Here is a 23,531-nt window from a genome sequence, read left to right as displayed (position 1 = left end):
AGAGGACAACTCGCATTAGCTCTTACTCAATTGCCTGATTGGAAATATGAAATTAAGCACATCTAAAAAATAAACTTGCAAATTTTTAAAAGTTGGAGTGCTTCACATGCCTTCCAGCACTCCCACCCATTTAATTAACATAAAAAAGAGAAAGGTAATGAGATGATATTTGATGATGGAGATAGATATGTAACGACACGTGAGTGTGCACAGCTTTTTAGTGTATCCACAACAACGATTCGCAATTGGGTGCTTCAGGGGTTGTTTCCGGAGCCATATAAGCTAGGGAGAGCAGTGAGGTGGAGAAAAAAAGAGATCCTAGCTTTTACTCCAAAGAAAAATACGGAGCAAATAAGAACAAATTAGGTGAAATTATATAAACTGCAGAAGGTGGTCTAAAAGGTGGTCTGAAAATGGCTATTTAAAGAAAAAATCTATATATTTCAATATGTTAAACACAAAAAGTGGTGCCCAGACGCGGATTCGAACCACGGACACGCGGATTTTCAGTCCGCTGCTCTACCAACTGAGCTATCTGGGCATGCTTCATAAAAAATATAAAGCGTTTGCGGTTATAACATTAAAATTTTCTCTGTCCAGTCATCAAAAGAAAAATAATTGATTTTTTAATAAGTTTATCTCCCTATTCTAGAGCGTTATCAATGAATCTTTATCATAAAATAAATTTGATAGGTATATTGGATAGTTTAGTGTATTGTTATTAAAATGCTGTCTTATTGTGGTGATGATACGAAAAAAAATTAAAAGAATCAATCGAGAGGCATGATTAAGAAAGATTTTTTATAAAGTTTCCGTGAATTTTAAGCATACGCAATAATAGACAATATTTTTGACTTTTTTCTAAAAAGATTATTGATTAGTCTTTATAATAATTTGTTTTTCTTTATAAAGAAAGAAAAACATCTAAAAGGGGAGAAATAATGATAATGTTACAAAAACCAAGTAATCGTCCCAATAATACTAATTTTTCTTCAGGTCCTTGTAGCAAACGGCCTGGTTGGACTCTTGATGTTCTTAAAAATGCATTAGTTGGGCGTTCACATAGATCTAGAGAAGCAGAATTAAAACTTGCTGAAGTTGTTAATTTAACCCGTGAGATTCTTGAGGTTCCTTCTGATCATCGTATAGGAATTATGCCAGGATCAGATACCGGTGCTGTTGAGGCTGCTCTATGGTCTCTATTAGGTGAGCGTGGCATTGATATGGCAGCGTGGGAAAGTTTTGGGTTTGGGTGGAATAAAGATGTTGTCGAGCAATTAAAGCTTTCTGATGTGCGTCGTTTTGAAGCTCCTTATGGTGAAATACCAGATTTAACACAACTTGACTTTGATCGGGATGTTGTTTTTACATGGAATGGGACAACTTCTGGTGTGCGTATTCCTAATGCAGATTTCATTCCGCATAAGCGGGCTGGATTGACCATTTGTGATGCAACATCGGCAGCTTTTGCGCAATATCTTGATTTTTCAAAATTAGATGTTGTTACTTTTTCATGGCAGAAAGTTTTGGGAGGCGAGGCTGCACATGGTATGGTGATTTTAAGTCCTCGTGCTGTTGAGAGGCTTGAGAATCATGTTCCAGCTTGGCCTATGCCCCAACTTTTCTATATGACAAAAAATGGAAAATTGAACGAAGATATTTTTAAAGGAAAGATCATCAATACACCTTCTATGCTTTGTGTTGAGGATTTCCTTGATGGGTTGAAGTGGGCAAAATCTCTAGGAGGTGCAGCGGCATTAAGAGCACGGGTTGAGAAAAATTTTTCTGTACTTGATGCTTTTGTTCGCAAAACGCCATGGTTAGAATATTTGGCAAAAGATCCTGAAGTGCGTTCTAACACCGCTATTTGTTTAGATATTGTGGATCCAGTGATTACTGCTTTGGATACGGAAAAGCGAGTATCTTTTATAAAAGCGGTTGTGAAGCGTCTTGATGAGGAAGGGGTTGCTTATGATATCGGTTCGTATCGCGATGCTCCTCCTGGGCTTCGAATTTGGGCGGGTATAACAATTGAGGCTTCCGATCTTGAAATTTTAACACAATGGCTTGAGTGGGCGTTCCAAGTTGAAAAAGCACAGCTTTAAATAATTACTGGTGATTTTCACAGGGTGTTTTTAAACAGAAAAAGGATACGAGAGATTATGATGATCTTTCGTATTCTTGTATCAGACAAACAGCCTCTAAATATTACATGAATTGTAAAAGATTAAGAGGAGGAATAAATGCTCTGTCAGGTGTTGGATACGCACAAATTAAAATCTCTATTTTTTTACTTTTTGTAGCAAAAATGACAGATTTAAAATATTTTGGTATTTGCTTATCTTTATTATCATAAATTTGAAAATTTAATCACTTGAAGATTGAGAAAAATCTGAAATGAGGAGTCGCACTTGCTCTAAGGTTTCGTTATAAAGAAGTTTTTGTTTTTGAATGCTGGTTTTTTTGACCAAACACGACGGAGAAAGTTATGGCCAATGTAGTTGTTGTCGGTACACAATGGGGTGATGAAGGCAAAGGTAAAATTGTAGATTGGTTGTCTGAGCGAGCAGATATCGTGGTGAGATATCAGGGGGGGCATAATGCTGGCCACACATTGGTTGTTGATGGAGTCAGTTATAAATTATCACTTTTACCGTCTGGTTTAGTGCGTGGCAAGTTATCAATTATTGGTAATGGTGTTGTTGTTGACCCTCATCATTTTGTTGCAGAAGTAAAAAAACTATGTAATCAGGGTGTAAAAATCACACCAGAAATTTTGCGTATTGCTGAAAATGCTCCTTTGATTCTTTCGTTGCATCGTGATCTTGATGCAATTCGAGAAAGCGGTTTATCTGGTTTAAAGATTGGTACAACAAAGCGCGGTATTGGACCGGCTTATGAAGATAAGGTGGGACGTCGTGCTATCCGAGTGATGGATTTAACAGAAAAAGATACACTTATGGCTAAGATTGAGCGGCTTTTGAGGCATCATAATGCTTTGCGTCGTGGGATGGGTGTTGCAGAGATTGATTCTCAAGCGCTTTATGATGAATTGATGCAAGTTGCGGATAAAATTTTGCCCTTTATGGATTGTACGTGGCGTCTTTTAGATGAAGGTTATCGAGGAGGTAAACACATTCTTTTTGAAGGTGCGCAAGGTGCTTTATTAGATAATGATTTTGGAACTTATCCTTATGTAACGTCATCTAATACAGTTGCTGGGCAAGCATGTACAGGTTCGGGGATGGGACCTGATGCAATCCATTATGTTTTGGGTATTGCAAAAGCTTATACTACACGCGTTGGAGAAGGGCCGTTCCCGACAGAGCAGATAAATGATATTGGTGAATTTCTGGGAGTGCGTGGACATGAATTTGGTGTTGTAACGGGTCGAAAGCGTCGATGTGGTTGGTTTGATGCTGTCTTAGTACGTCAGATGGTAACAATTTGCGGTGTTCAAGGTATAGCATTGACAAAACTTGATGTTTTAGATGGTTTGGATGAAATAAAAATTTGTATTGGTTATGAGCTTGATGGTAAAAGGATTGATTATTTACCTTCTTCCATGGGAGCTCAGGATCGGGTGAAGCCTATTTATGCAACATTAGAAGGTTGGAAGAAAGAAACAGCACATGCATTGAGGTGGGAAGATTTACCAGTGCAGGCTATTAAATATATACGCTATATTGAAGAACTGATTAATACAAAAGTGGCTTTATTATCCACAAGTCCAGAGCGTGAAGATACTATTCTTATTACGGATCCCTTTGTTAATTGATTATTGTTTTTAGGTTTCTATATATGTTCTCTGTTCATTTTTGTATCTTTTTACAAAAAAAGTTTTTAAGAGCACGTAAGAGAAAGGTGCAAAATAGCATTGTTTATTTTTCATATTCATTTTACATTATGTTGTACCAATATTAAATGGCAACCAATTTAGAAGGCTAAAATAAAGTTTTTTGGCTTTACTATTGATTTTTTCTCAGTTTAAGAGAGATTATAGAGGAAATGGTAGATTTCGTTGGAATCTTAAAAAAGACAATTAATGCACAAAATAATATTACACCACAAGTGCGTAAGCGGATTTATAAGCGGGCTACCGAAACACTAGAACATCAATTTGTAACAGCAAAAATACCACAAGCAATAGCGGATGAACAAAGAAAGATTCTTCAAAGTTCTATTGCAACTGTTGAAGGAGAATATTTAGCAGTTGAAAAGAAACGGCTTTCTTCAGTTATTGGGTGGAATCCCACAAATATAAATGAAGATAAGAAAGTTACAAAAAAAACTATATTACCAAAGAATAATGAATTGTCAGAGGTAAACATAAAAAGAAAGCAGGATTTTGTTACACGTTCAAAGGATAACAAGGTATTTGTTGAGCTTTGTGTATCAGATATACCAGATGCAGAGCCTGTTAATATGGAGGCTGATGTGCCTTCTCAGCATGTTAATAGCAGTGTGTTAAAGATTTCTCCTTCGCAGGAAGATAATCCGCATATTGTTTCGCACATTTTTTCTCAGGCTTTACGTCGTGCTAATAAATCGTTAGTGCAAAGGCGTATTGTGATAAGTGCTGTTTTTGTTGTTAGTTTTGTTGTTTTAATTGTTGGTATTTTTTTTGTTGGTGAGCGTGTATTTGTATCAAATGATTATCAGTTTTTAGAAGAAAATCTTCAAGCTTCTCACAGAGTACCAAAGGCATTTCCAATTAAGAGAAAGTTAACACAACGCTTATTAGAGGATGGAAGTGAAATTGATGTTGGTTTAAAACAAGCGATAGATTCTTCGGATGAAGAAGTACTCTCAACAGTTGTTGATAGCAATTTGCAATCGCTTGAAAAATCAGGTGAAGCTGTTTTCTATCAAGCACGTACAAATTATGATGCAGAAAAGATAGCAACGGGAAGTGCTCGCTGGACGCTTATAAAAGAGTCTCAAGTGAAGGGGTCTCCAGAAGAAACAACTATACAAGGTGATATAACAATTCCTGATGAAGGGATATCATTGCGGTTAATTTTACGTCGTAATACCGATCAGTCATTTCCTGCTTCATATATTATGGACCTTATTTTTATTCTTTCGGATAAATTTTCAGGTAAAGCTATAAGCAAGGTTCAAGCATTAACCTTTAAAGCAAGTGAACAATCCATTGGACAGGCTTTAACAAGAACCATTGCTGCAAAGATTAACGATGACTTTTTTCTTGTCGCATTAAGTGGTAATCATCCATTTCTTGATCGAAATTTACAATTGATGCGAGAATTAGATTGGATGCGTTTGGTGTTAACGGATAAAAATGGGCGTATAAGTGAATTAACCTTTGCAAAAGGACCAACAGGTAAGTCTATTTTTAATGAAGTTATTGGACAATGGCTTGCACAACAAGATAAGTTAACAGTTCTTGGTCAAAAAAATAAAACATAGATGCAAAAAAGTAAACGGCTGTGAAGAATTTTCCACGACCGTCTTTATCAATTATATACCAAATACACTCACTAAATCTTTACATATCAATAACGTAAAGAATTCGATAGACTAATTTACAAGTATAAAGCCAAGGCATGCTTTTTTTCATTTTCACATTTAAAGAATGTGTAAACCATTGGCTTTATACTTAACTCTAGGTTTTACACTTGACTTTGAGATAAAGTAGAATCTTTGATAGAGTTTTGTACTTTTTCAAATGCACGCATTTCAATTTGTCTTACTCGTTCTCGACTAATATTAAATTCACCAGAGAGTTCTTCTAGGGTTAGTGGTACATCATTTAAACGACGCGCTTTGAATATACGTTTTTCGCGTTCATTGAGATTGTCCATGGCATTTATGAGCATGGAACGGCGATTTTCTAATTCACTTTTTTCAATTAAAATTTGTTCTTGATCGTTAGATTCATCCACCAACCAATCTTGTAACTCGCTGTTTTCTCCTTCTTTTGTCCGAATTGGTGCGTTGAGTGAAGTGTCACCACCAAGCCTACGATTCATTGATACAACTTCATCTTCTGTGACATTCAACTGGGTTGCAATTTCTTTCACTTGTTCTGCATTGAGATCGCCACTATCAAGTGCTTGAAGTTTACTTTTTAACTTACGAAGGTTGAAAAACAAGCGCTTTTGATTAGCTGTTGTCCCCATTTTCACCAAACTCCAAGAGCGCAATACATATTCTTGGATTGACGCTTTAATCCACCATATTGCATAGGTTGCAAGACGAAAACCCCGCTCTGGTTCGAAACGTTTAACAGCTTGCATGAGTCCAACATTGCCTTCTGAAATGACTTCCCCAATGGGAAGTCCGTAGCCCCGATATCCCATCGCGATTTTAGCTACGAGACGCAAATGGCTGGTTACTAGCCTATGCGCAGCTTTTAGATCATTATGCTCACGGTAACGCTGAGCTAACATATATTCTTCTTTTGGCTCAAGCATTGGAAAACGACGCACTTCTTCCAAGTAACGGTTTAAACCACCATCACCTGTCATTACTGATAATAAATTCATATGGGCCATATAGCACCCTCCTTTCATCTGAATTCCCTGATAAGGCAAATTCTATGTTTTAGATAGCTAACTATCCTCATAACCTCACTCTAGCATATTTTTCAATTTTGTTCAAAAAAAGATATTTTATTGTGAAATCTTGAGAAGGGGAAAAGTTTCAATTCATTTTTTTAAAAAGCTTAATAAGTTTAGCCATATCTTGAGGCAGTGGTGCGGAAAACGACATAACTTTACCGGTAGAAGGATGTTCAAAAGTAAGACTTGCAGCATGGAGTGCATGTCGGTTGAATTGATCGATTGCATTTCTAATAGTGGGGTTGAATGTGTTTGATTTTGTTTTAAAAGCGTTTCCATAAACTGTATCGCCTATGAGTGGGTGCCCCATATGAGTCATATGAACACGGATTTGATGGGTGCGTCCAGTTTCTAAGCGACATTCCAGAAGGCTAGCAAAAGATGTTGAGTCTGCATGAGAGCCATATTTTTCAAGCAGAGAAACATGTGTAACAGCATGACGAGCATAAAGGTTTTGGTTATGGATGACAGCTTGCTTTGTCCGGTTATGGGGCGAACGGCCAAGTGATGCATCAATTGTCCAGACATTGCGCTGAGGTGTTCCCCAAATCAAGGCATGGTAGCGTCGATCTAATGCGCAGGTACGTCCATGATCAGAAAATTGAGCACTGAGACTTTTATGAGCTAGATCATTTTTTGCAACAACCATAACACCGCTTGTATTTTTATCAAGACGATGGACAATGCCAGGGCGTTTAACACCACCTATACCAGATAAACTATTCCCACAGTGGTAAATAAGGGCATTAACCAATGTACCGGTCCAATTTCCATTCCCAGGATGAACAACAAGACCAGCTGGTTTGTTAATAACAATGATATGATCATCTTCAAAAAGAATGTCCAATGCAATGGCTTCAGCGCTAGGTTCTGCATCACGAAGGTCCGGCATTTCCAATTCAATTATTTGGTTAGGTTTTAATTTTGTTTTTGGTTCCTTTATGAATTGACCATCAATTTTAAGACAGCCTTCACGGATGAGGGTTTGCAAACGCGAACGTGAGAGCACGTCATGATATTGTTTTGCGAGCCACTGATCAAGACGTTGCCCAAGAGCACCTTCATCCGTTATTTTCTGTATTACCATACGATTCCTATTAAGTTTTTAATAAGATTTTACCAGTACGAAATTGCTTTACTATCGAGAAATTCTTTAATTCCCCAATGTCCTCCTTCACGAGCGCGCCCAGAAAATTTTACACCTCCAAAGTAGCTTCCACTGGGTAATCCATGTCCATTAACTTCTACCATACCAGAGCGTACTTGTGCCGCAATACGACGACATTTGTTGCGATCTTGCGATTGAATATAGTTTGTAAGACCATACTCAGTCTCATTCGCTAAAGCGACGGCTTCTTCTTCTGTACTAAAAGAAAGAATCGAGAGAACTGGACCAAAGATTTCTTCTTTAAAAATACGCATATGAGGTTTTACATCAGCAAAGACTGTTGGACGGACATAATAACCGCGTTCCATTCCGTTTGGTAAACCAGTCCCGCCTGCAACAAGAGTTGCACCTTCATCAATTCCCGATTGGATAAGATCTTGAATTTTATCATATTGTTTTTTTGAAACAATGGGCCCAATATGATTTCCTTCTTGGCAGTTTGGTCCTACTTTTGTTGTTTCTGCAATATCTTTGGCTATTTTCACGGCTTTGTCATAGATGCTCTGTTCCACAAGCATACGAGTTGGTGCATTACAACTTTGTCCACTATTATAAAAGCAATGTCGTGCACCACGTTGAACAGCATCTGAGTCGGCATCAGCAAAGATAATATTCGCTCCTTTTCCCCCAAGTTCCAGACAGACTCTTTTTAAAGTAGCGCTGGCATTTTTAGAAATATCTTTTCCTGCTCTAGTTGAACCAGTAAAGCTGATCATTTCTAAATCTGGATGTGCAGAGAGGTAAGAGCCGACAGTTGCACCATCACCATTGATTAAATTAAAAACACCGGCTGGAAGTGCGGCTTCATCTAAAAATTCAGCAAAAAGCATAGCAGAAAGAGGCGCAATTTCAGAGGGCTTTAACACCATGGTACAGCCAGCCAAGAGAGCAGGAATAACTTTAAGAGTTACTTGATTCATGGGCCAATTCCATGGCGTAATTAATCCTACGACGCCGATAGGATCGTAGTGAAGGATTGCTTGCTCATTTCCCTTTATTAAAGTTTTTTGGAACGAAAACTCTTTATAAGCTTCGATAAAATTGCGAATATGGGAACTGCCAGTTGCAGTTTGCGCATTAAGCGCCATATCAATTGGTGCCCCCATTTCCATTGAAATGGTTTTTGCCATGTCTTTGGAACGTTTTTCGTAGATCTCTAGAATTTTCTCAACAAATCCAAGACGCTCATTTGGTGATGTTGTTTTCCATTTTTGAAAGGCTTCTTTAGCCGCATTAATTGCTTTATCGGCATCTTTTGTACTTCCAAGGCTAATGACAGCACAAGTCTCCTCTGTTGATGGATTAATGACGTCAAAATCGTGAGGAGTGCTTGGCTCATCCCATAGACCATTGATATAAAATTTCCGTTTATTAAACATAATTCACTCCCTTTTTTCTATTTGTATTTATGTAATTATGATTGTCTTAGTCTAAGCCTTTTTAAACGAGGATAACAAGGGTAATCTTATAAAAACGCGAGAAATTAGATTATATTGTGATAATTGATCATGGAGAATTCAATAGAGCAATGCTTATTGTATTATTGAAACTAGTTTCTTTTATGAAAAGGGAGAGAAAGAGAGGCATAGACAATTTTCTTGAAGCTTTTTTATCATGAAGTTTTCTTCAAAACAAATGAAATACGAGCTCTATGACACCATAAACTAGGCAATTTATATCGTAAATATGCAAAAGGCAGATTATGAATATGCATTATGGCACTATTTTTTTCATTTAAAAGTAACCATCAGCAAAAGGTTATTAACCTTCGTATGATAGTTTCTACGAATTCTTTTTGAAAAGGTTATTTTTCTCATTGCTATAAATTTGTTGGGCGCCATGCATAATTCGAAAACAAAATCTATTTCTACGTCTTCTTTTTCTGATGATGGTACAAAAGGTGCATCAAGAGAAGATTTATCTGTTAAGATTACTGAGATATTTCCTTATCCGGAAGTGTGGAAAAAGGCATTTGCCCTCGGAAAAAACGTCCGTTTCACGAGAACCCCAGAAGTTGAGATTTTGCGTCGTCGTATAGAAACAGATCCAGTTTTTGCAAAACAGTTTAAAATTTTTACGAAGCAAGATCAAAAAAAAATTACAGATACAGGTATTGTACGTTGTAACAAGAAAACAACAAATATTCTTTCGACAAAAAAAGTCATTAATCCTCAATCAATAGAGAATAAAACATCAGTTTGTCATTCAACGGTTTTGAAGCAGTTATCACGACAAGCTATTCATATGCCGTCAGCAAATATTCCACTTGAGGAGGATAAACAAGAACATAAATTACAAGTGGAAAATGTGCTACAAAAAATAAAACCTGCGTTGCATCTTTCCGATGATGCTTTTTTTGAGTGTGAATCTTTGATATTTGAACATGTGGAGACTCAAACTTCAAAAGAGGATGGAACATCAATTGACAAGACAAATGAACTCACACCTGATATCCCCACAGCCTTTGATGAGTCAATAACTGCTCTTTACCGTGTTCTTGAATACCGCTTTCCACAACTCTATGATTCAATTACATCAGAATCTCCAGCGGAAAGAATGCGAGGTGTTGAGAAAATTTCTGATTTAATGCATACAAATAAAGAGTGTCATTCTAAGCTTTCTGTTGAAGATTCTGCTCATACGTTAAGTAATACAGGGGCGTTAAGTGATGCAGGGGTTAGTATAGAGACTGAAAATACCAATAATATTGTCGCCAATAATACTGTTGATTGTATAAACAAAGCCGTCACAAAGAATTCAAAAGATTTTTCTGTGATGCAAGCAAACAGTAAAACTAAAACATTGCAATCTACTCGTATGCCATTAGGTAATTATGATTCTGCTTTTATGCAAAATATTCAATCTATTGACTGTGATGTTTATGAATTTCCTCCGATCAACTTATTACAGGAACCTGTTTTTCACGAAGGTACGATGATTCCTCAAGAAACATTAGAACGTGGTGCTGGACTTTTGGAAAGTGTTTTGGAAGATTTTGGCATTAAGGGTGAAGTTATCCATGTTCATCCAGGGCCAGTGGTAACAATGTATGAATTTGAACCCGCTGCGGGTGTAAAGTCATCGCGCGTTATTAATCTTTCTGATGATATTGCGCGTTCTATGTCTGCTATTTCTACACGCGTTGCTGTAATTCCTGGACGTAATGTTATCGGGATTGAGTTACCCAATGCGGTTCGTGAAACTGTTTATTTACGGGAATTAATCCAAACACGTTCTTTTCGTGAAAGTGAATTTAAACTTGCTCTTGCTTTGGGGAAAGGGATTAATGGTGAACCTGTCATTGCAGAATTAGCAAAAATGCCTCATTTATTGGTTGCAGGAACAACAGGATCAGGCAAGTCTGTTGCAATTAATACAATGATTTTGTCGATTCTTTATCGTATGACACCAAAGCAGTGTCGTTTGATCATGGTTGATCCTAAAATGTTAGAGCTCTCTGTTTATGATGGCATTCCACATCTTTTAACACCCGTTGTCACAGATCCCAAAAAAGCAGTAACAGCTTTAAAATGGGCGGTTCGTGAAATGGAAGAGCGTTATCGCAAAATGGCTAAGTTGGGTGTGCGTAATATTGATGGTTTTAATGCACGCGTTGCACTTGCAGCTCAAAAAGGCGAAACGATCATGTGTACTGTTCAGTCGGGTTTTGATAAGGAAACAGGGGAAATGCTTTATCATGAAGAAGCCATGGATCTCACGCAGCTTCCTTATATTGTTGTGATTGTTGATGAGATGGCTGATCTTATGATGGTGGCAGGGAAAGAGATAGAGAATGCCATTCAGCGCTTAGCGCAAATGGCGCGTGCGGCAGGTATTCATCTTATTATGGCAACGCAACGTCCTTCTGTTGATGTTATCACAGGTACAATTAAAGCGAACTTTCCTACCCGCATTTCTTTTCAAGTAACATCAAAAATTGATAGTCGTACGATCTTGGGTGAACAAGGTGCTGAAACACTTTTAGGTCAGGGGGATATGCTTCATATGGCAGGTGGTGGACGCATTGTGCGCGTTCATGGACCTTTTGTTTCTGATGAAGAAGTTGAATCCATCGTTGCACATCTAAAAATGCAAGGTAAACCTGATTATTTAGCAACGGTAACAGATAATGAAGACGATAACAAAGAGGATAATTCTGCTGATTCAGCTGCTGGAATTTCTGAGGAAGAAAATTTTGATGAAGAGGGTGAGGAACTTTATAACCAAGCTGTAAAAATTGTTATGCGTGATAAAAAATGTTCAACATCTTATATTCAGCGCCGACTTTCAATCGGCTATAATAAAGCAGCTTCTCTCGTCGAGCGGATGGAAGAAAAAGGCATTGTTGGAGCCGCTAATCATGTTGGAAAACGTGAAATTTTACTCAATGAAGGAAAATAAACAAACACATTTAAAAATATGCAATTTTTTAAATATCTGACAGTCATTATTTAAATGTGCTTGTTTTATTTTTTTATATAATATTAAAAATTTAAATGGAGAGTAATAAAGAAAAAGCGATCTTTTGTATTAAGACTTCTGATGAGGTAAACAAGCTGATATCAAAGGAGATTATGAGATATTTTTAACATTTCTAAATGATCTGGAATATAAAGAAATTAAACAAATCTTTATATGAGGACATATGATTTGTGTTCTCTTTTTTACAGAGAATTTTTTAATAAAATAGTGCGGTGGCATATTTTTTTTCTTTTGTAGCGATTCTAATGAAAGAAAGATCTTTGGAAGATTATTGAGAGCATCATAAAAAATGCCCAATATGCAAGTTCTGTTGCATGGGGTACTTTAAAGCGCTACGCTGAATTTATTATCATTTGATATTATTGGCTCAAGAAAGGTGTTCTTACGAGAAGCTTTATTTGAAAAAGAGATTTTTATAATGCAGTATATTGATTGATAGTAATTTATCATTATTCACAGTGAATAAAAGTCTCAAACATTGTAAGATTTTCTCATTTCAAATCTGTTTCTGTTGAAACAATTAAAACCATTTCCTTGCGTATCATAATAATGTAGGAGTAAAAAAGTTAAAAATGCTGCTTATGAATGCCTTCAAATGCTAAGAACTATTGGTGACATTAGGGGCTGAAATTAGTATAATGATGGTGCTAACCAGCTCTTTTATAAGCATAAAAATGGTAATGCACAATGCCTTGATATCCTCTATAGGGACCTTTACATTACACCATTTACGGATGCTGTCGTAAAATAAGCTTGGGGATCTTAGGAGATATTTTTTCAAAACAGGCGCATGAATGCGTAAAATAAGTGTATTCTTTTTGAGTACTATTTATGCGAGGGAGATGTTATCATTATTGTAACAAGATTTATTACAATAATGGGTGAATAAGCAACCAGAGCTGGAAGCTTCTTTTTATTCTTGTTTTGTTGATGAAACAGTCAAAATTTTGCTACAGACAATTGATATGAGATATCAAGTTATTATAACCAGAACAGATAATTGTAAACAAATTAGCATTATTCATTTGAGAGTAAATCCAACACTTTTTAGTTTTAGTTATGCCATTAAAAGCAGATGAGTTAAAGTTAAATACAAATGAATTAAAATGTCAGCAAGAAGCTTTTCGTTTTACACCAGAGCTTTTGCCACGGCCTTTTACGTGGGAAATCGATCACAATGGTTTGTTTTGTGAAGTCTCAAAAGAGCTAGCTGAAGTTGTTGGTCCTCTCTCTTCTTCTATTTTAGGGTGTAGTTTTCATGAGCTTGCTCATCAATTTAATGATGATCGATATCTGGTTCTCAGTCATTTTATTGAAGCGGCTATGCCTTGGAGTAAAGAGATTGTTCAATGGCCTATTGATGGTTGCTTACAATGGCTTGATGTTGAATTGTCGGCTTTGCCAATTTTTGATGTTACAAAGCAGCTTAAGGGGTTTCGTGGCTTTGGTGTTTTAAAAATACAAAAAAAAGTCCAAGAAAAAAGAAATGAAAAGCTAGAAACAGAAATGCTATGTCTTACGGAGATAGAACGCTCAGCTTTTCGTGAAATTGCAGAGCAATTGCGTGATGAATTGAATTCATCGGTAAAAGAAGAAAATTTAGTTGAAGAAACAGCTATTCAGTTACCATATGCACAAACATTGTCGGTAAATGCTATAGAACAAGCTCTCGTAAAAGAGCCCGCTGCAGTTTTATCATTGTTGGATACAGCAACAGATGGTGTTTTATGGTTGGATGAAGAGGGCTTTATTCAATCGGCGAGTAGGGCAGCTTTAGCATTAATGGGTTATGAAATAAATGAACTACGAGGACAGCTATTCTCTTCATTATTTACTTTGCAAAGCCGACTTTTGGTTGAAAAATATTTTAAATCAATCCGTATGGAGGGAAAAAATCAGGTTTTAAATCGCAGTGAAACCGCTGATTTAATGACAAAAAATCATAAAAATATAACCGTTTTGATAACGATTGTATTTTTGGCAAAGCAAGGCAATTATGCTGTTATGTTGCGTGATAGGACACAAACAGTTCCATCAGGAGAAAAAAAAGCAGAAGAGGATAAAATCGTTGGAGTTGTTCATGAAATACGAACACCTTTGAATGCTCTTATTGGTTTTGCAGAAATTATGAGAGAAGGCCGTTTTGGTTCGATAGAAAATGAGCGCTATCATGGATATTTACGCGATATTATTTCCTCTGGAAAACATATATTATTGCTGATTAATCAATTACTAGAGTGCTCGAAGATAAATTATTCTGGTTCCGATAATCAGATTGATTCTTCCCTTACTTATGAAACATTTGATGTAATATCTTGTTTACGTGCAACGATAGCTTTTCTTGAAACTCAAGCCAATCAGAACGGCATTATCATGCGTATTGTTGCTCCACCTCACGTTCCATTTATTCCTGTATCACAACAAGTGTTTCGCCAGATTATATGGAATCTTCTTTCCAATGCTATTCGTTTTACACCTTTGGGTGGACAGATTATTGTTCACGTTTCTTATAGAAAAGAACGTGTAAAAATTTCAGTGAGTGATAATGGTATAGGGATGAACGAAGAAGAAATTATACAGGCACTGCAACCTTATGGTCAAGTAGAGCGCAAAGATGGCCGATCTGGTGATAGCGCTTTTATGGGAACAGGTTTAGGCCTTCCAATGTGTAAAGCAATGGTGGAAGAAAGAGGGGGACAATTTTTACTGTTCTCAAAACCCAATCATGGAACAACTGTGGAAATGTTTTTTCCTCGTGTTCCATGATGTAAATCTTGCATAAAATTATTTTTTCTTAGCCAAAAGATCTCTAATTTCTGTTAAAAGTTGTTCTTCTGAAGACGTTTTTTTTGGGCTTTCTTCTTCTTTTCTACGAATTTTATTCATAGCTTTAACGAATAAAAAAAGAACCCAAGCAATAATGAGAAAATTGATAAGTAAAGTAATAAAGTGTCCATAGCTAATGGTTGCTCCAGCTGCTTTGGCGGCACTCAATGTTGCTTGTTTTTCGCCAGCAAGTTGAATAAACATATTAGAAAAATCAATTCCACCCGTAATCAGCCCAATGATTGGCATAAAAATATCATTGACAATTGAGTTGACCAAGCTACCAAAAGCACCCCCTATAATCACACCGATAGCAAGATCAATCATATTACCTTTTAGGGCAAATTCTTTGAATTCTTTAAGCATTGCGTTTTCCCCTTTATATAAGCGATATACGGTAATTTACTTACCGCTTTTGATGAAAAAGGAAAGGGCAGATTTTATTTTTAGGATTATATTACGATATTAATATTATTTTCAAAGAACTTTATAAGGTTTAATAAAGAGCTTTAGGGCTCTATTTGAATGTACATAGAATATTTCCTAGAAAAAAGCTTTTTTGATAAAAACTATATTTGCTTTTTCAACAGAAAGTAGAAAACTGTAGCTTAATTTATATAATTGCCTCAAGATTTTTATTTTAACATTAAAAAGAGAGATTTTTACACAATACCACAAAATGGGCAGTGTTGAAAGCTGAGCTATCAGAAAGCTTCTCAAATGAAGTGCATATATTGGCATAACATTTTATTATAAAAAGAAAATTTAGGAATAAAAAATATATTTCAGCGCTGATAGAAGAAATAGATAAATGAGACAGAAGTAAAACTTATAATTTAATTCCTCTTAATTCAGTAAGCGATAATAGCAATTAGGAGGGCATTATGGCTTATCTAAAAGCTATTTGTATTGGGTTGCATGAGCTAAAATGGCGATAATTCCGATGGAAGAAACACATTTCATCTGCTGGAAGATTGTATCAGTTTATAAATAGCAGAGCTATAGGGTTTGCAAGATCATTTTGGTTTGAAAGTCGTTGGTATGATGTGTGAGTTCAATGATCAACTGTCATTACTTGAAACATATGTTAGACAGAGCACTTAATAGATGCAGAATTGTATTTAACGCATCAGAAATGGCAAAGGAAACAACGCAGATTTCTCAAAATTTTATCAATAGAGTATAAATTGATTGAACATTCTGTTACTAATAAATGGTGCAACAATAGTATGAATTTAGATGACTTTATGAACCATGTATTCTATAAATGCTAGGAAAAAATAGCTTTATAAAGCAAGCTCTGTTTCTATTGGAAACGATATTACACAAAGGAACTTTGGGAATAGAGATAATTTGCCTGCATGAGACGTTACAAAACCATGACTATGGTGAAGAGCCTTTGATGTTTCAATTTATGCTGCATTTTATAAGATTAGGATTCATATTTTAATCTTTAACAAATGTCGAAAAAGAGAAACATTTTTTAGAATAAAAAGTTTTTTACACAGTATACATCAATATAAACATGTATGGCTATTATGTGATGAGTTTTCTTTTAGAAGAGGAATATTATTTGGATAATATGCTCTCTTTGATTGGTAATCTTTTGTGTTAAAAGATATAGGTGAGGTGCGATGGATCATTTTTATGTTGTGGAGAAGGATTGATGAGTTTTTTTCGTTGTATTGGCCGTTCTGCCTTATTTATGTTGGATCCAGAGCAAGCACACGGTTTAGCGATTCTCGGGCTGAAAAGTGGATTAAATGGTTGTCAAAAGGTTGTCGATAAACGATTGTGTGTAACTATTGCAGGACTTGAGTTTGAAAAATTTATTGGTCTCGCAGCGGGGTTTGATAAAAATGCAGAGGTTGTAGATGGTATTTTTCGGTTAGGATTTGGTTTTACTGAAATTGGGACAGTGACACCAAAGCCTCAGATTGGAAATCCTAAACCACGGCTTTTTCGTTTAAAAGAAGATGAAGCGATTATTAATAGAATGGGTTTTAATAATGATGGACATCAAGTTGTTTACAACAGATTGCGTGCGCGTAAAAAAACTGGTGTTGTAGGAGTCAACATTGGAGCCAATAAGGATACGGTCGATAAGATTGATGATTATACTGTTGGTATTGCTCATTTTTATGATGTTGCTGATTATTTTACGGTTAATATTTCTTCTCCTAATACACCAGGTTTACGTGATTTACAGGCCCGTAACAGTTTGCATCTTTTGTTGAGTGCAGTTTCGCAAGCGCGAAATGAGCAAGAGAAAAAGCATGGATTCTCCATTCCCATTTTTTTAAAGATTGCTCCCGATTTATCAGAGAAAGAATTGGATGATATTGCTGAAGAAATAAAACTTTCTGATTTTGATGGACTCATTGTTTCCAATACGACTCTTTCACGCCAAGGTCTTAGCAATAGCCACCTCAGCAATGAAAAGGGAGGGCTTTCTGGACGTCCACTTTTTGAACGTTCTACTATTGTGCTTGCAAAAATGCGTCAAAAGTTAGGGAAGGAGATTGCCATTATTGGTGTTGGCGGTGTAAAGGATGCACAAACCGCTTTGGAAAAAGTAAAAGCTGGTGCAGATTTAATTCAATTATATAGTGGGATGGTTTATGAAGGTCCAAATCTTGTCATAACTATTCTGCAAGAGATTTTGCAGATGATGCAACAAGACGGTGTTGATAACATAAAAGACTATCGTGATCATAGTCTTGAGCATTGGGCAAAATTTCCTTTGTAAAAAACGCTTTTTTCTTCACAAAAAATTGCGAGATTTTTTTAAAGGGGCTTGCAAACTTTGTTGATTTTCCTTATGTCACATAAGCGAAGAATAAATGTTTACGAAATCGTGAACAGTTATGATACATTTGCTTTTTATGCGGTTGTAGCTCAGTTGGTTAGAGCGCTGGTTTGTGGCACCAGAGGTCGTAGGTTCAAATCCCACCAACCGTACCATTTGTCTTGTTACAACTTTTCTAATTCTTATTTTTGGCGTTTTGTGAGGCGGTTAAAAGCCGTGCTTGGCGGGCTTTTTTGCGTGTGAGCCGTCACGGAGCAGAGACCTTGCGCGGATGATTTTTCTCAAATTTTGTCCAAAACGGAATGATACGATCAATAATCGCTTGAAATATAAACGGGTTAACTAAATCTATAATTCTGATTGCAATTGCAATAATAAATATCTCTATCAGTATATTTATATACTTTTAGTATATTTTGTAAACCAAGAGAATCCTATTTTACTTTCATTATTATTGCTCATAATATAAACCATTAAGTTTAAACACATAAAATAAGTAAGCATAAATTTACTAAAATATGCCATATTTTTGACACAATGCCCTTAATTTTGTCAACTATATATTATAAATATGAACTTGCATGAAAGTGCATTCATATCTCCAGGGGTGTTTCGGTGGTTAATTATGGGTAAGCCATTCTGGCGCGGGAACATAAGTAACCTTGGGGGATTTATTTATACAATAAATTGGGGAAAATAAATGGGAAGTTCAAGTGGTTCGCACGATTATTGCAGTGCCGATAATTTTAGTAGCAAATATAACTCTGGTACTGCGTTTGGTAGCAAGTATGGTAGTAAGGTTGGCTTCCTGGGTGGTCTTTTCTTAGGAGCAGTGGCATCGCGTAATCCTGCTACTACCATGGCCTCAGCAAGCTTTGGGCAAATTGTAGGCAATGAATTCGGAGACACCATAGGCGGTTATGGTGGTTATGGTGTGGCTGCTGTCCAGTGTGGCACACAGTTTTTGGGTCAATCTATTGCTAATTCAGGTGGTGGGATGTTGATGCACTTTTGATGTAGTTCTTTGGGTTATCCTAAAGCCTAGAATGGTGGTACTGTAAAAGGTGCCACCTTTATGTTTGGAATATTACACAGGAGGAGCTATGGGCGCGTTTGGTTTAGTGCTCGCTTATTTTTGTCTGTGGTTTGGCATGTGTCGATAACATCTTCTCATGTTGCTATAATTATGTTCTTTCTTTCTTTTTGCATTGAATTTATACCCAATATAGTAAACAATATAAAATGCTTTAGTTTGTCCATTATCGCAAGTTGCCCCATTTTTTTCATCGCAGCTGGTTTTATTGTTATGAGTGATGACCTTCTGTTAGATTTTTTTGATCTGCAGCTTTCGAGCTATATTTATCTGCTTTTCATTATTCCGTTGATGATAGAGGGGGCTCGCTATGTCCTAATTGCTAAAGCTTTGAAGGAAAAATCTATGTCAGTGCTAGATTTAAGCATTTGCATTGGCTGTGGGTTTGCCATAGGCGTCTTTTTTGTGTCATCACTGCTTTTATCAGACCTTCGAGAAATCTATCAACAGATAGGTTTTGCAAACAGGGAGGCAGTGAAAAAAATGTTTGATTATGCGGTGTTTGGTTTTGCTATTCTAACGGGCCAAGTTTTTTTGACATTTTTGATGGTTCTCTTTGTTACTACAAAGAAATATTATTGGTTGGTCCTTGATGTTCTTGCAGAGCTGTTTTTTAGCCTCTTTGTTTCTTATTATGTAGCGTTTGTTCATACAGATGATGACTATAGAATGGTTAGAAATTGGATTTGTTTGATGTTTGTTGTTTATGTGTACGCGCGTTACATTAAATCAAAGAATGTGAAGCTTAGCGTGATTAACCCGTTTAAAAAGAAAACTGAGTGAGAAGACAGAAGGCTATAGTTCTTTGGGTTATCCTAAAGCCTAGAGCAGCCAACCCAGGAGGGGCAGTTTCTGGAGCAATAGTAGGCAGGGTCCCGTGGCGCAGCCGCGGGTATTGCTAAAGCTGGTTGGAATTGTGCTCGCTCTAAGTGGTGAAATTATTGTTTGACCTGGCTTTTTTAACAAGGTAAAGTCCTTGCTAAGGGGTACGCTATCAGCCTCTTAGCAGGGAGTTTTTCTCCCGCAATAATATCTTGGTATGCTTGGGAGGGCAAGGCGCTTTAAGGAAATTATATGTCTGACTTAATTTTTGGAATGCTGCTTAGTTTTGGGATAAGTTTCAGCCCTCGTCTCCTTAAAAACAATGGCTTGTTGGGCGAGCGCGTCATTTTGGGGGGGCTAGCTGGCCTTTCCTGCGCTATCATCTTCGCTTATCCACATAGTGAAAGTGGGCTTTCAGACTTATCTTTTTTGCTTTTGGTATGTTATCTTGGCGTGCTTTTAATTCTGCACGAGCGCTACTCATATAAATATTTAGTTCTTGGATTCTGTGGTGCAGTTGCTGCCTTGTGTATTGGGGCAGGTTTTGTATATTTGAGCTCTTTGTTGCCATTGCCTGCTTTGTCTGCTGCTAATAATAGCCAGCAGCAGGTGGTGCATTACATGAGTGGGGTTGCTGCAAACTATCCCTTTTTTATCCTTTTGATATCAGTTTTAACTGCGGAGCTTTTGCGTTTGTGGTTGCTTCGCGTATATAAGCCAGAATTAGCTGCGCGTGAGGTCCTTTATTTCGGGCTGGGCTGGGGTGTTCTAGACTTATGCTATAAGACCCTCCCAGCTCTTTTTCTTTACTTGAATTACCGTGTTGATAGGGCGCCACAAATGGCGGGCTATGTCGCATTTGAATCTTGTCCACAAGCGATCAGCTATCTTATTGCCGCGGGCATGATTGTATTGATGCATGGTGTAAATACGCGCTTTATGTATCTTGGTTTCCAAGATAAGCGCAAGGCCTATTTCTATCTGCCTTTTGTAATTCATTTTGCGGTTGATCTTTTGTCTATGTTTGGCATTTCTTCAGACTACGCAATATTAATAAATTCTATTTCTGAGGCTTACCATAATGCTTGACAAATTGACATTATCTGTTATCGGCGCCGTTTTTTGTCTGGTGCTGATTATTTTTCCTTTGATGAAGAAAAAAACATTGGTTGAACATTTGGTTTTCTTGCTCGTTGTTTTGTGTCTTGTTTTTCTTTATGTTTATGGCGCTGTGAGTTATTTTCCTTATTATGTTTTGGCGCTTTCGCTTATATTGGGGTACCGCTGGTTACTCTCTTTGGTTAAAGCGTTTAAAGGCACGAAGGCGATTATTGGGGCAAGCGCTGGTTGTTATGTGCTTTTGATTTTTTTTCTATACGGCTTTATGCGTATGATAGGTAGTTTAATTTTTGATTTTTCTGCTTATAGTACGCCTAATATTGTTTTTGCTGTTGGTCTATTCCCTATAGGCATGGCGATTATGCAGTTTTTTTTGCTCTCTCATTGGGTGGCAGAAGATAATGGCAATGGTGTAGAGGCAGCACTGGGCGTGGGAATGGGGATTTGGGGGGCTGCTATAGGGCTTGCACTGCTTACATCTCTACCAGAAGCTGTGAAGATCCTAAAAGGAGCCTTTAGTCTTGATAGGGACGCCTTACTTTTTTTACTTGAGACGGTAATATATTATGCGTTTATTATAGCTCTGAGTCTTTTATCAACTTTCTTAATGCTTGTGGTTTTCCTTGACAAGAAATGGCGTTTTTTTGTTCTTATCTTGCTTTTACAATGCTTGGCGGCTTGGGCGCGCTTTTCATGGCGGGCCGCTGAGCCAGAACTTCTTGCAATTGGGCATTATACAATCGCTACTATTCTTATGTTTGCTCTTATGCGGCAAATTTATGATTTTGTGCAAGACAGATTATCCATGAAGAAAAATAGCAGTTACGCTGTAGTAAATGAGGGGGCATAATAATGTTGGTTTTATTTATTACTTCGCTTCTCGCAGTCCTTATTTATGGCGCTGTCATTTATAATTTTTTTCGCTCTACATTTAGTTGGATAAATGTGCTGTTGAGCGGCATAGTTTTTGGGGTGATTGTTCTGTTAGTATGGCGTTACTCGGAAACAGAACATAAACTTGATGCCTTACGTTTACTGCAAGTGCTTGGCGTTGTTTTTCTTCTATGTGTGTTTCATCATTTTCTGAAGTTCAAATTGGTTGTCGCTGGTGCTGTGGGATGGTTTGTTGCTAGCTGCATTGCTGGCGGGTTTATTGCTTTTTGGGAGCAATCTGTAATAAAAACGCTTTATATGATGAGTATTGTTGAAACCAAGAGTCGTGCAGAGCAGGGGCTGGCGCTTGTTTTTTTATTTTTAACATTTTCGGTTTTTTTTGTTGTAGCAGAAGAAGCTATGCGTCGTTGGTTAGTTACTAAGTTTTATCGGTGCTCGCCTAGTTTGTTGTGGCGTTTGCCGCTGAATATTGGCATAGGCTGGGGTTTATGCGAATTAGTTTATAAGGCGCTAGGGCCTTTCCTTGTTTATAATGGCTGGCCTATTCGATCTAGGTTATTAGCCAATGAGTATGTAATTTTTTATTCCTGGACGCAAGCGAGTATTTTTTTGTGTGCTTTAATGAGCGTCATACTTATGCATATTTTCAATACATGCTTGGCGTATCGTGGTGTTGTTACGCGCTCTAAATTTTATGCGTGTGCGCCTTTTTTTGTCCACGCTATTGCTAACTGTTTCGGTGCAACAGTGCTGGTTACAGAGAAGGTTTGGTTTAATGTTGGGGGCAGCTTGTTTATTCTACTTTGTGTGATGTTGTTCATATATTTTGAAAGCAAAAATCCTTTAATACAAAACATAAAATTGCGCGCTTAAAGTGTTGTAGAGTGATGAATAATTTTGCGTACTCTAAGTATGGCTAGAGAGCCTGATACGCGCTTTCTGTTCTGCAAAAAAATAGAGAAGGTTAGCACCGACGTAACGCGTCCAGTACCAAGAGCGACGTCATTTCTGCACTAATTGGGGGGAGGGTGTGCCACTGTCCACGTGCATATGGGAGTTTGCAAATATGCTATCATGTAACTTTCTAGTGTTTTCCTTTCTATTATCCTCCATGAGATTGAAGATGGGAATCTTGAGGCGGCGATATGAGACTTAAATTTAAACAACAAGAATTTCAAAATGATGCGGTTAAAAGCGTCATTGATTTGTTTAAAGGCCAGCCACAACGGAATTCTTCTTTTTCTTTGCATTCAGAACAAGGACAATTAGCGTTAAATGAATTTGGTTATGGTAATCAATTATTGATCAGTGATGAAAGCATATTAGCAAATTTACGAGAGGTGCAACAGAACAATAAACTCTTGGCGAGTTAGACGCTAGAGCAAAAGCAGTTTTCTATTGAGATGGAAACGGGAACAGGCAAAATTTATGTCTATAGCAAGACGATTTTTGAGTTAAATCAACGCTATGGCTTTACCAAATTTATTATTGTCGTACCAAGTGTTGCTATTCGCGAAGGGGTATATAAATCACTTCAGGTAACAAGGGAGCATTTTCAAGCAGAGTTTGATAATCTGCCCTATCGTTATTTTATTTATAATTCAAAAGATCTTTCGCAAATTCGCCAATTTGCAAGCTCTAGCAATATTGAAATTATGATTATCAATATTGATGCATTTAAAAAGCAGAAAATATTATCAACCTTCCGCAAGATAGACTGAATGGCGAAAGCGC

General features: G+C 37.0%; 18 protein-coding genes and 2 tRNA genes. 15 read left to right on the top strand and 5 right to left on the bottom strand.

Features of this window, described 5'->3' with window-relative positions; genetic code table 11:
• Positions 1 to 162: 162 nt before the first annotated feature.
• A complete protein-coding gene (locus ACFINO_RS05705) occupies positions 163 to 366 on the top strand; it encodes a helix-turn-helix transcriptional regulator (RefSeq protein WP_375606917.1) in 204 nt (67 codons plus the stop codon).
• Between the two features lie 99 nt (positions 367 to 465).
• Here ACFINO_RS05705 and ACFINO_RS05700 read toward each other — a convergent pair.
• Positions 466 to 541 (bottom strand) — tRNA-Phe (locus ACFINO_RS05700).
• Positions 542 to 941: 400 nt separating this feature from the next.
• Here ACFINO_RS05700 and ACFINO_RS05695 point away from each other — a divergent pair.
• From ACFINO_RS05695 to ACFINO_RS05685, 3 genes are all read left to right on the top strand, one after another.
• The gene (locus ACFINO_RS05695; RefSeq protein WP_375613717.1) at positions 942 to 2,105 is read left to right on the top strand and encodes a phosphoserine transaminase; all 1,164 of its coding nucleotides are present in this window, start codon (positions 942 to 944) and stop codon (positions 2,103 to 2,105) included.
• A 383-nt stretch (positions 2,106 to 2,488) separates the two neighbouring features.
• The gene (locus ACFINO_RS05690; RefSeq protein WP_375655232.1) at positions 2,489 to 3,778 is read left to right on the top strand and encodes an adenylosuccinate synthase; all 1,290 of its coding nucleotides are present in this window, start codon (positions 2,489 to 2,491) and stop codon (positions 3,776 to 3,778) included.
• A 230-nt stretch (positions 3,779 to 4,008) separates the two neighbouring features.
• A complete protein-coding gene (locus ACFINO_RS05685) occupies positions 4,009 to 5,430 on the top strand; it encodes a hypothetical protein (protein WP_375655231.1) in 1,422 nt (473 codons plus the stop codon).
• A gap of 203 nt (positions 5,431 to 5,633) precedes the next feature.
• On the opposite strand, the gene rpoH is transcribed toward ACFINO_RS05685, so the two are convergent.
• The 3 genes from rpoH to ACFINO_RS05670 form a co-directional block, all read right to left on the bottom strand.
• A complete protein-coding gene (rpoH, locus tag ACFINO_RS05680) occupies positions 5,634 to 6,518 on the bottom strand; it encodes an RNA polymerase sigma factor RpoH (RefSeq protein ID WP_375618560.1) in 885 nt (294 codons plus the stop codon).
• A gap of 148 nt (positions 6,519 to 6,666) precedes the next feature.
• Positions 6,667 to 7,671 (bottom strand): RluA family pseudouridine synthase, encoded by a 1,005-nt coding sequence (locus ACFINO_RS05675; RefSeq protein WP_375655230.1) that lies wholly within the window; start codon positions 7,669 to 7,671, stop codon positions 6,667 to 6,669.
• Positions 7,672 to 7,700: 29 nt separating this feature from the next.
• Positions 7,701 to 9,131, bottom strand: coding sequence for an aldehyde dehydrogenase family protein (locus ACFINO_RS05670; RefSeq protein ID WP_375633509.1), 1,431 nt, complete (start codon positions 9,129 to 9,131; stop codon positions 7,701 to 7,703).
• Between the two features lie 460 nt (positions 9,132 to 9,591).
• Between ACFINO_RS05670 and ACFINO_RS05665 the strand changes: the two genes are divergently transcribed.
• A complete protein-coding gene (locus tag ACFINO_RS05665; protein WP_375655229.1) occupies positions 9,592 to 12,153 on the top strand; it encodes a DNA translocase FtsK in 2,562 nt (853 codons plus the stop codon).
• A 1,140-nt stretch (positions 12,154 to 13,293) separates the two neighbouring features.
• Entirely contained in the window at positions 13,294 to 15,000 is a 1,707-nt protein-coding gene (locus ACFINO_RS05660; protein ID WP_375655228.1) for an ATP-binding protein, read from the top strand.
• An 18-nt stretch (positions 15,001 to 15,018) separates the two neighbouring features.
• Here ACFINO_RS05660 and mscL read toward each other — a convergent pair whose 3' ends face one another.
• The gene (gene mscL, locus ACFINO_RS05655; RefSeq protein WP_026500234.1) at positions 15,019 to 15,426 is read right to left on the bottom strand and encodes a large conductance mechanosensitive channel protein MscL; all 408 of its coding nucleotides are present in this window, start codon (positions 15,424 to 15,426) and stop codon (positions 15,019 to 15,021) included.
• Positions 15,427 to 16,726: 1,300 nt separating this feature from the next.
• Here mscL and ACFINO_RS05650 point away from each other — a divergent pair.
• The 9 genes from ACFINO_RS05650 to ACFINO_RS05610 all read left to right on the top strand — a co-directional run bounded on the left by ACFINO_RS05650 (position 16,727) and on the right by ACFINO_RS05610 (position 23,518).
• Complete coding sequence (locus ACFINO_RS05650) at positions 16,727 to 17,809, top strand: quinone-dependent dihydroorotate dehydrogenase (RefSeq protein ID WP_375655227.1); 1,083 nt, start codon at positions 16,727 to 16,729, stop codon at positions 17,807 to 17,809.
• Positions 17,810 to 17,947: 138 nt separating this feature from the next.
• Positions 17,948 to 18,024, top strand: a tRNA-His gene (locus ACFINO_RS05645).
• A 677-nt stretch (positions 18,025 to 18,701) separates the two neighbouring features.
• Complete coding sequence (locus tag ACFINO_RS05640; protein WP_375634862.1) at positions 18,702 to 18,884, top strand: hypothetical protein; 183 nt, start codon at positions 18,702 to 18,704, stop codon at positions 18,882 to 18,884.
• Positions 18,885 to 18,944: 60 nt separating this feature from the next.
• Positions 18,945 to 19,745, top strand: coding sequence for a hypothetical protein (locus tag ACFINO_RS05635; RefSeq protein ID WP_375655226.1), 801 nt, complete (start codon positions 18,945 to 18,947; stop codon positions 19,743 to 19,745).
• Positions 19,746 to 20,036: 291 nt separating this feature from the next.
• Positions 20,037 to 20,873 carry a hypothetical protein gene (locus ACFINO_RS05630; RefSeq protein ID WP_375655225.1) on the top strand — a complete coding sequence of 279 codons (837 nt, stop codon included), beginning with the start codon at positions 20,037 to 20,039 and terminating at the stop codon, positions 20,871 to 20,873.
• Positions 20,866 to 21,753, top strand: coding sequence for a hypothetical protein (locus tag ACFINO_RS05625; RefSeq protein ID WP_375655224.1), 888 nt, complete (start codon positions 20,866 to 20,868; stop codon positions 21,751 to 21,753). The genes ACFINO_RS05630 and ACFINO_RS05625 overlap by 8 nt, the downstream gene beginning before the upstream one ends.
• Positions 21,754 to 21,755: 2 nt before the next feature.
• Positions 21,756 to 22,670, top strand: a complete 915-nt coding sequence (locus ACFINO_RS05620) for a hypothetical protein (RefSeq protein WP_375655223.1) — start codon at positions 21,756 to 21,758, stop codon at positions 22,668 to 22,670.
• A gap of 272 nt (positions 22,671 to 22,942) precedes the next feature.
• Positions 22,943 to 23,170 (top strand): hypothetical protein, encoded by a 228-nt coding sequence (locus ACFINO_RS05615; RefSeq protein WP_375633519.1) that lies wholly within the window; start codon positions 22,943 to 22,945, stop codon positions 23,168 to 23,170.
• 30 nt (positions 23,171 to 23,200) lie between these two features.
• Positions 23,201 to 23,518: a DEAD/DEAH box helicase family protein gene (locus ACFINO_RS05610; protein ID WP_375633520.1), complete on the top strand. Its 318-nt coding sequence runs from the start codon at positions 23,201 to 23,203 to the stop codon at positions 23,516 to 23,518.
• Positions 23,519 to 23,531 lie beyond the last annotated feature (13 nt).

The organism is Bartonella sp. AA83SXKL (assembly GCF_042196965.1).
Classification (GTDB): domain Bacteria; phylum Pseudomonadota; class Alphaproteobacteria; order Rhizobiales; family Rhizobiaceae; genus Bartonella.
The sequence above is the reverse complement of the archived record's forward strand: the minus strand, read 5'-3'. Positions and strand labels throughout refer to the sequence as shown.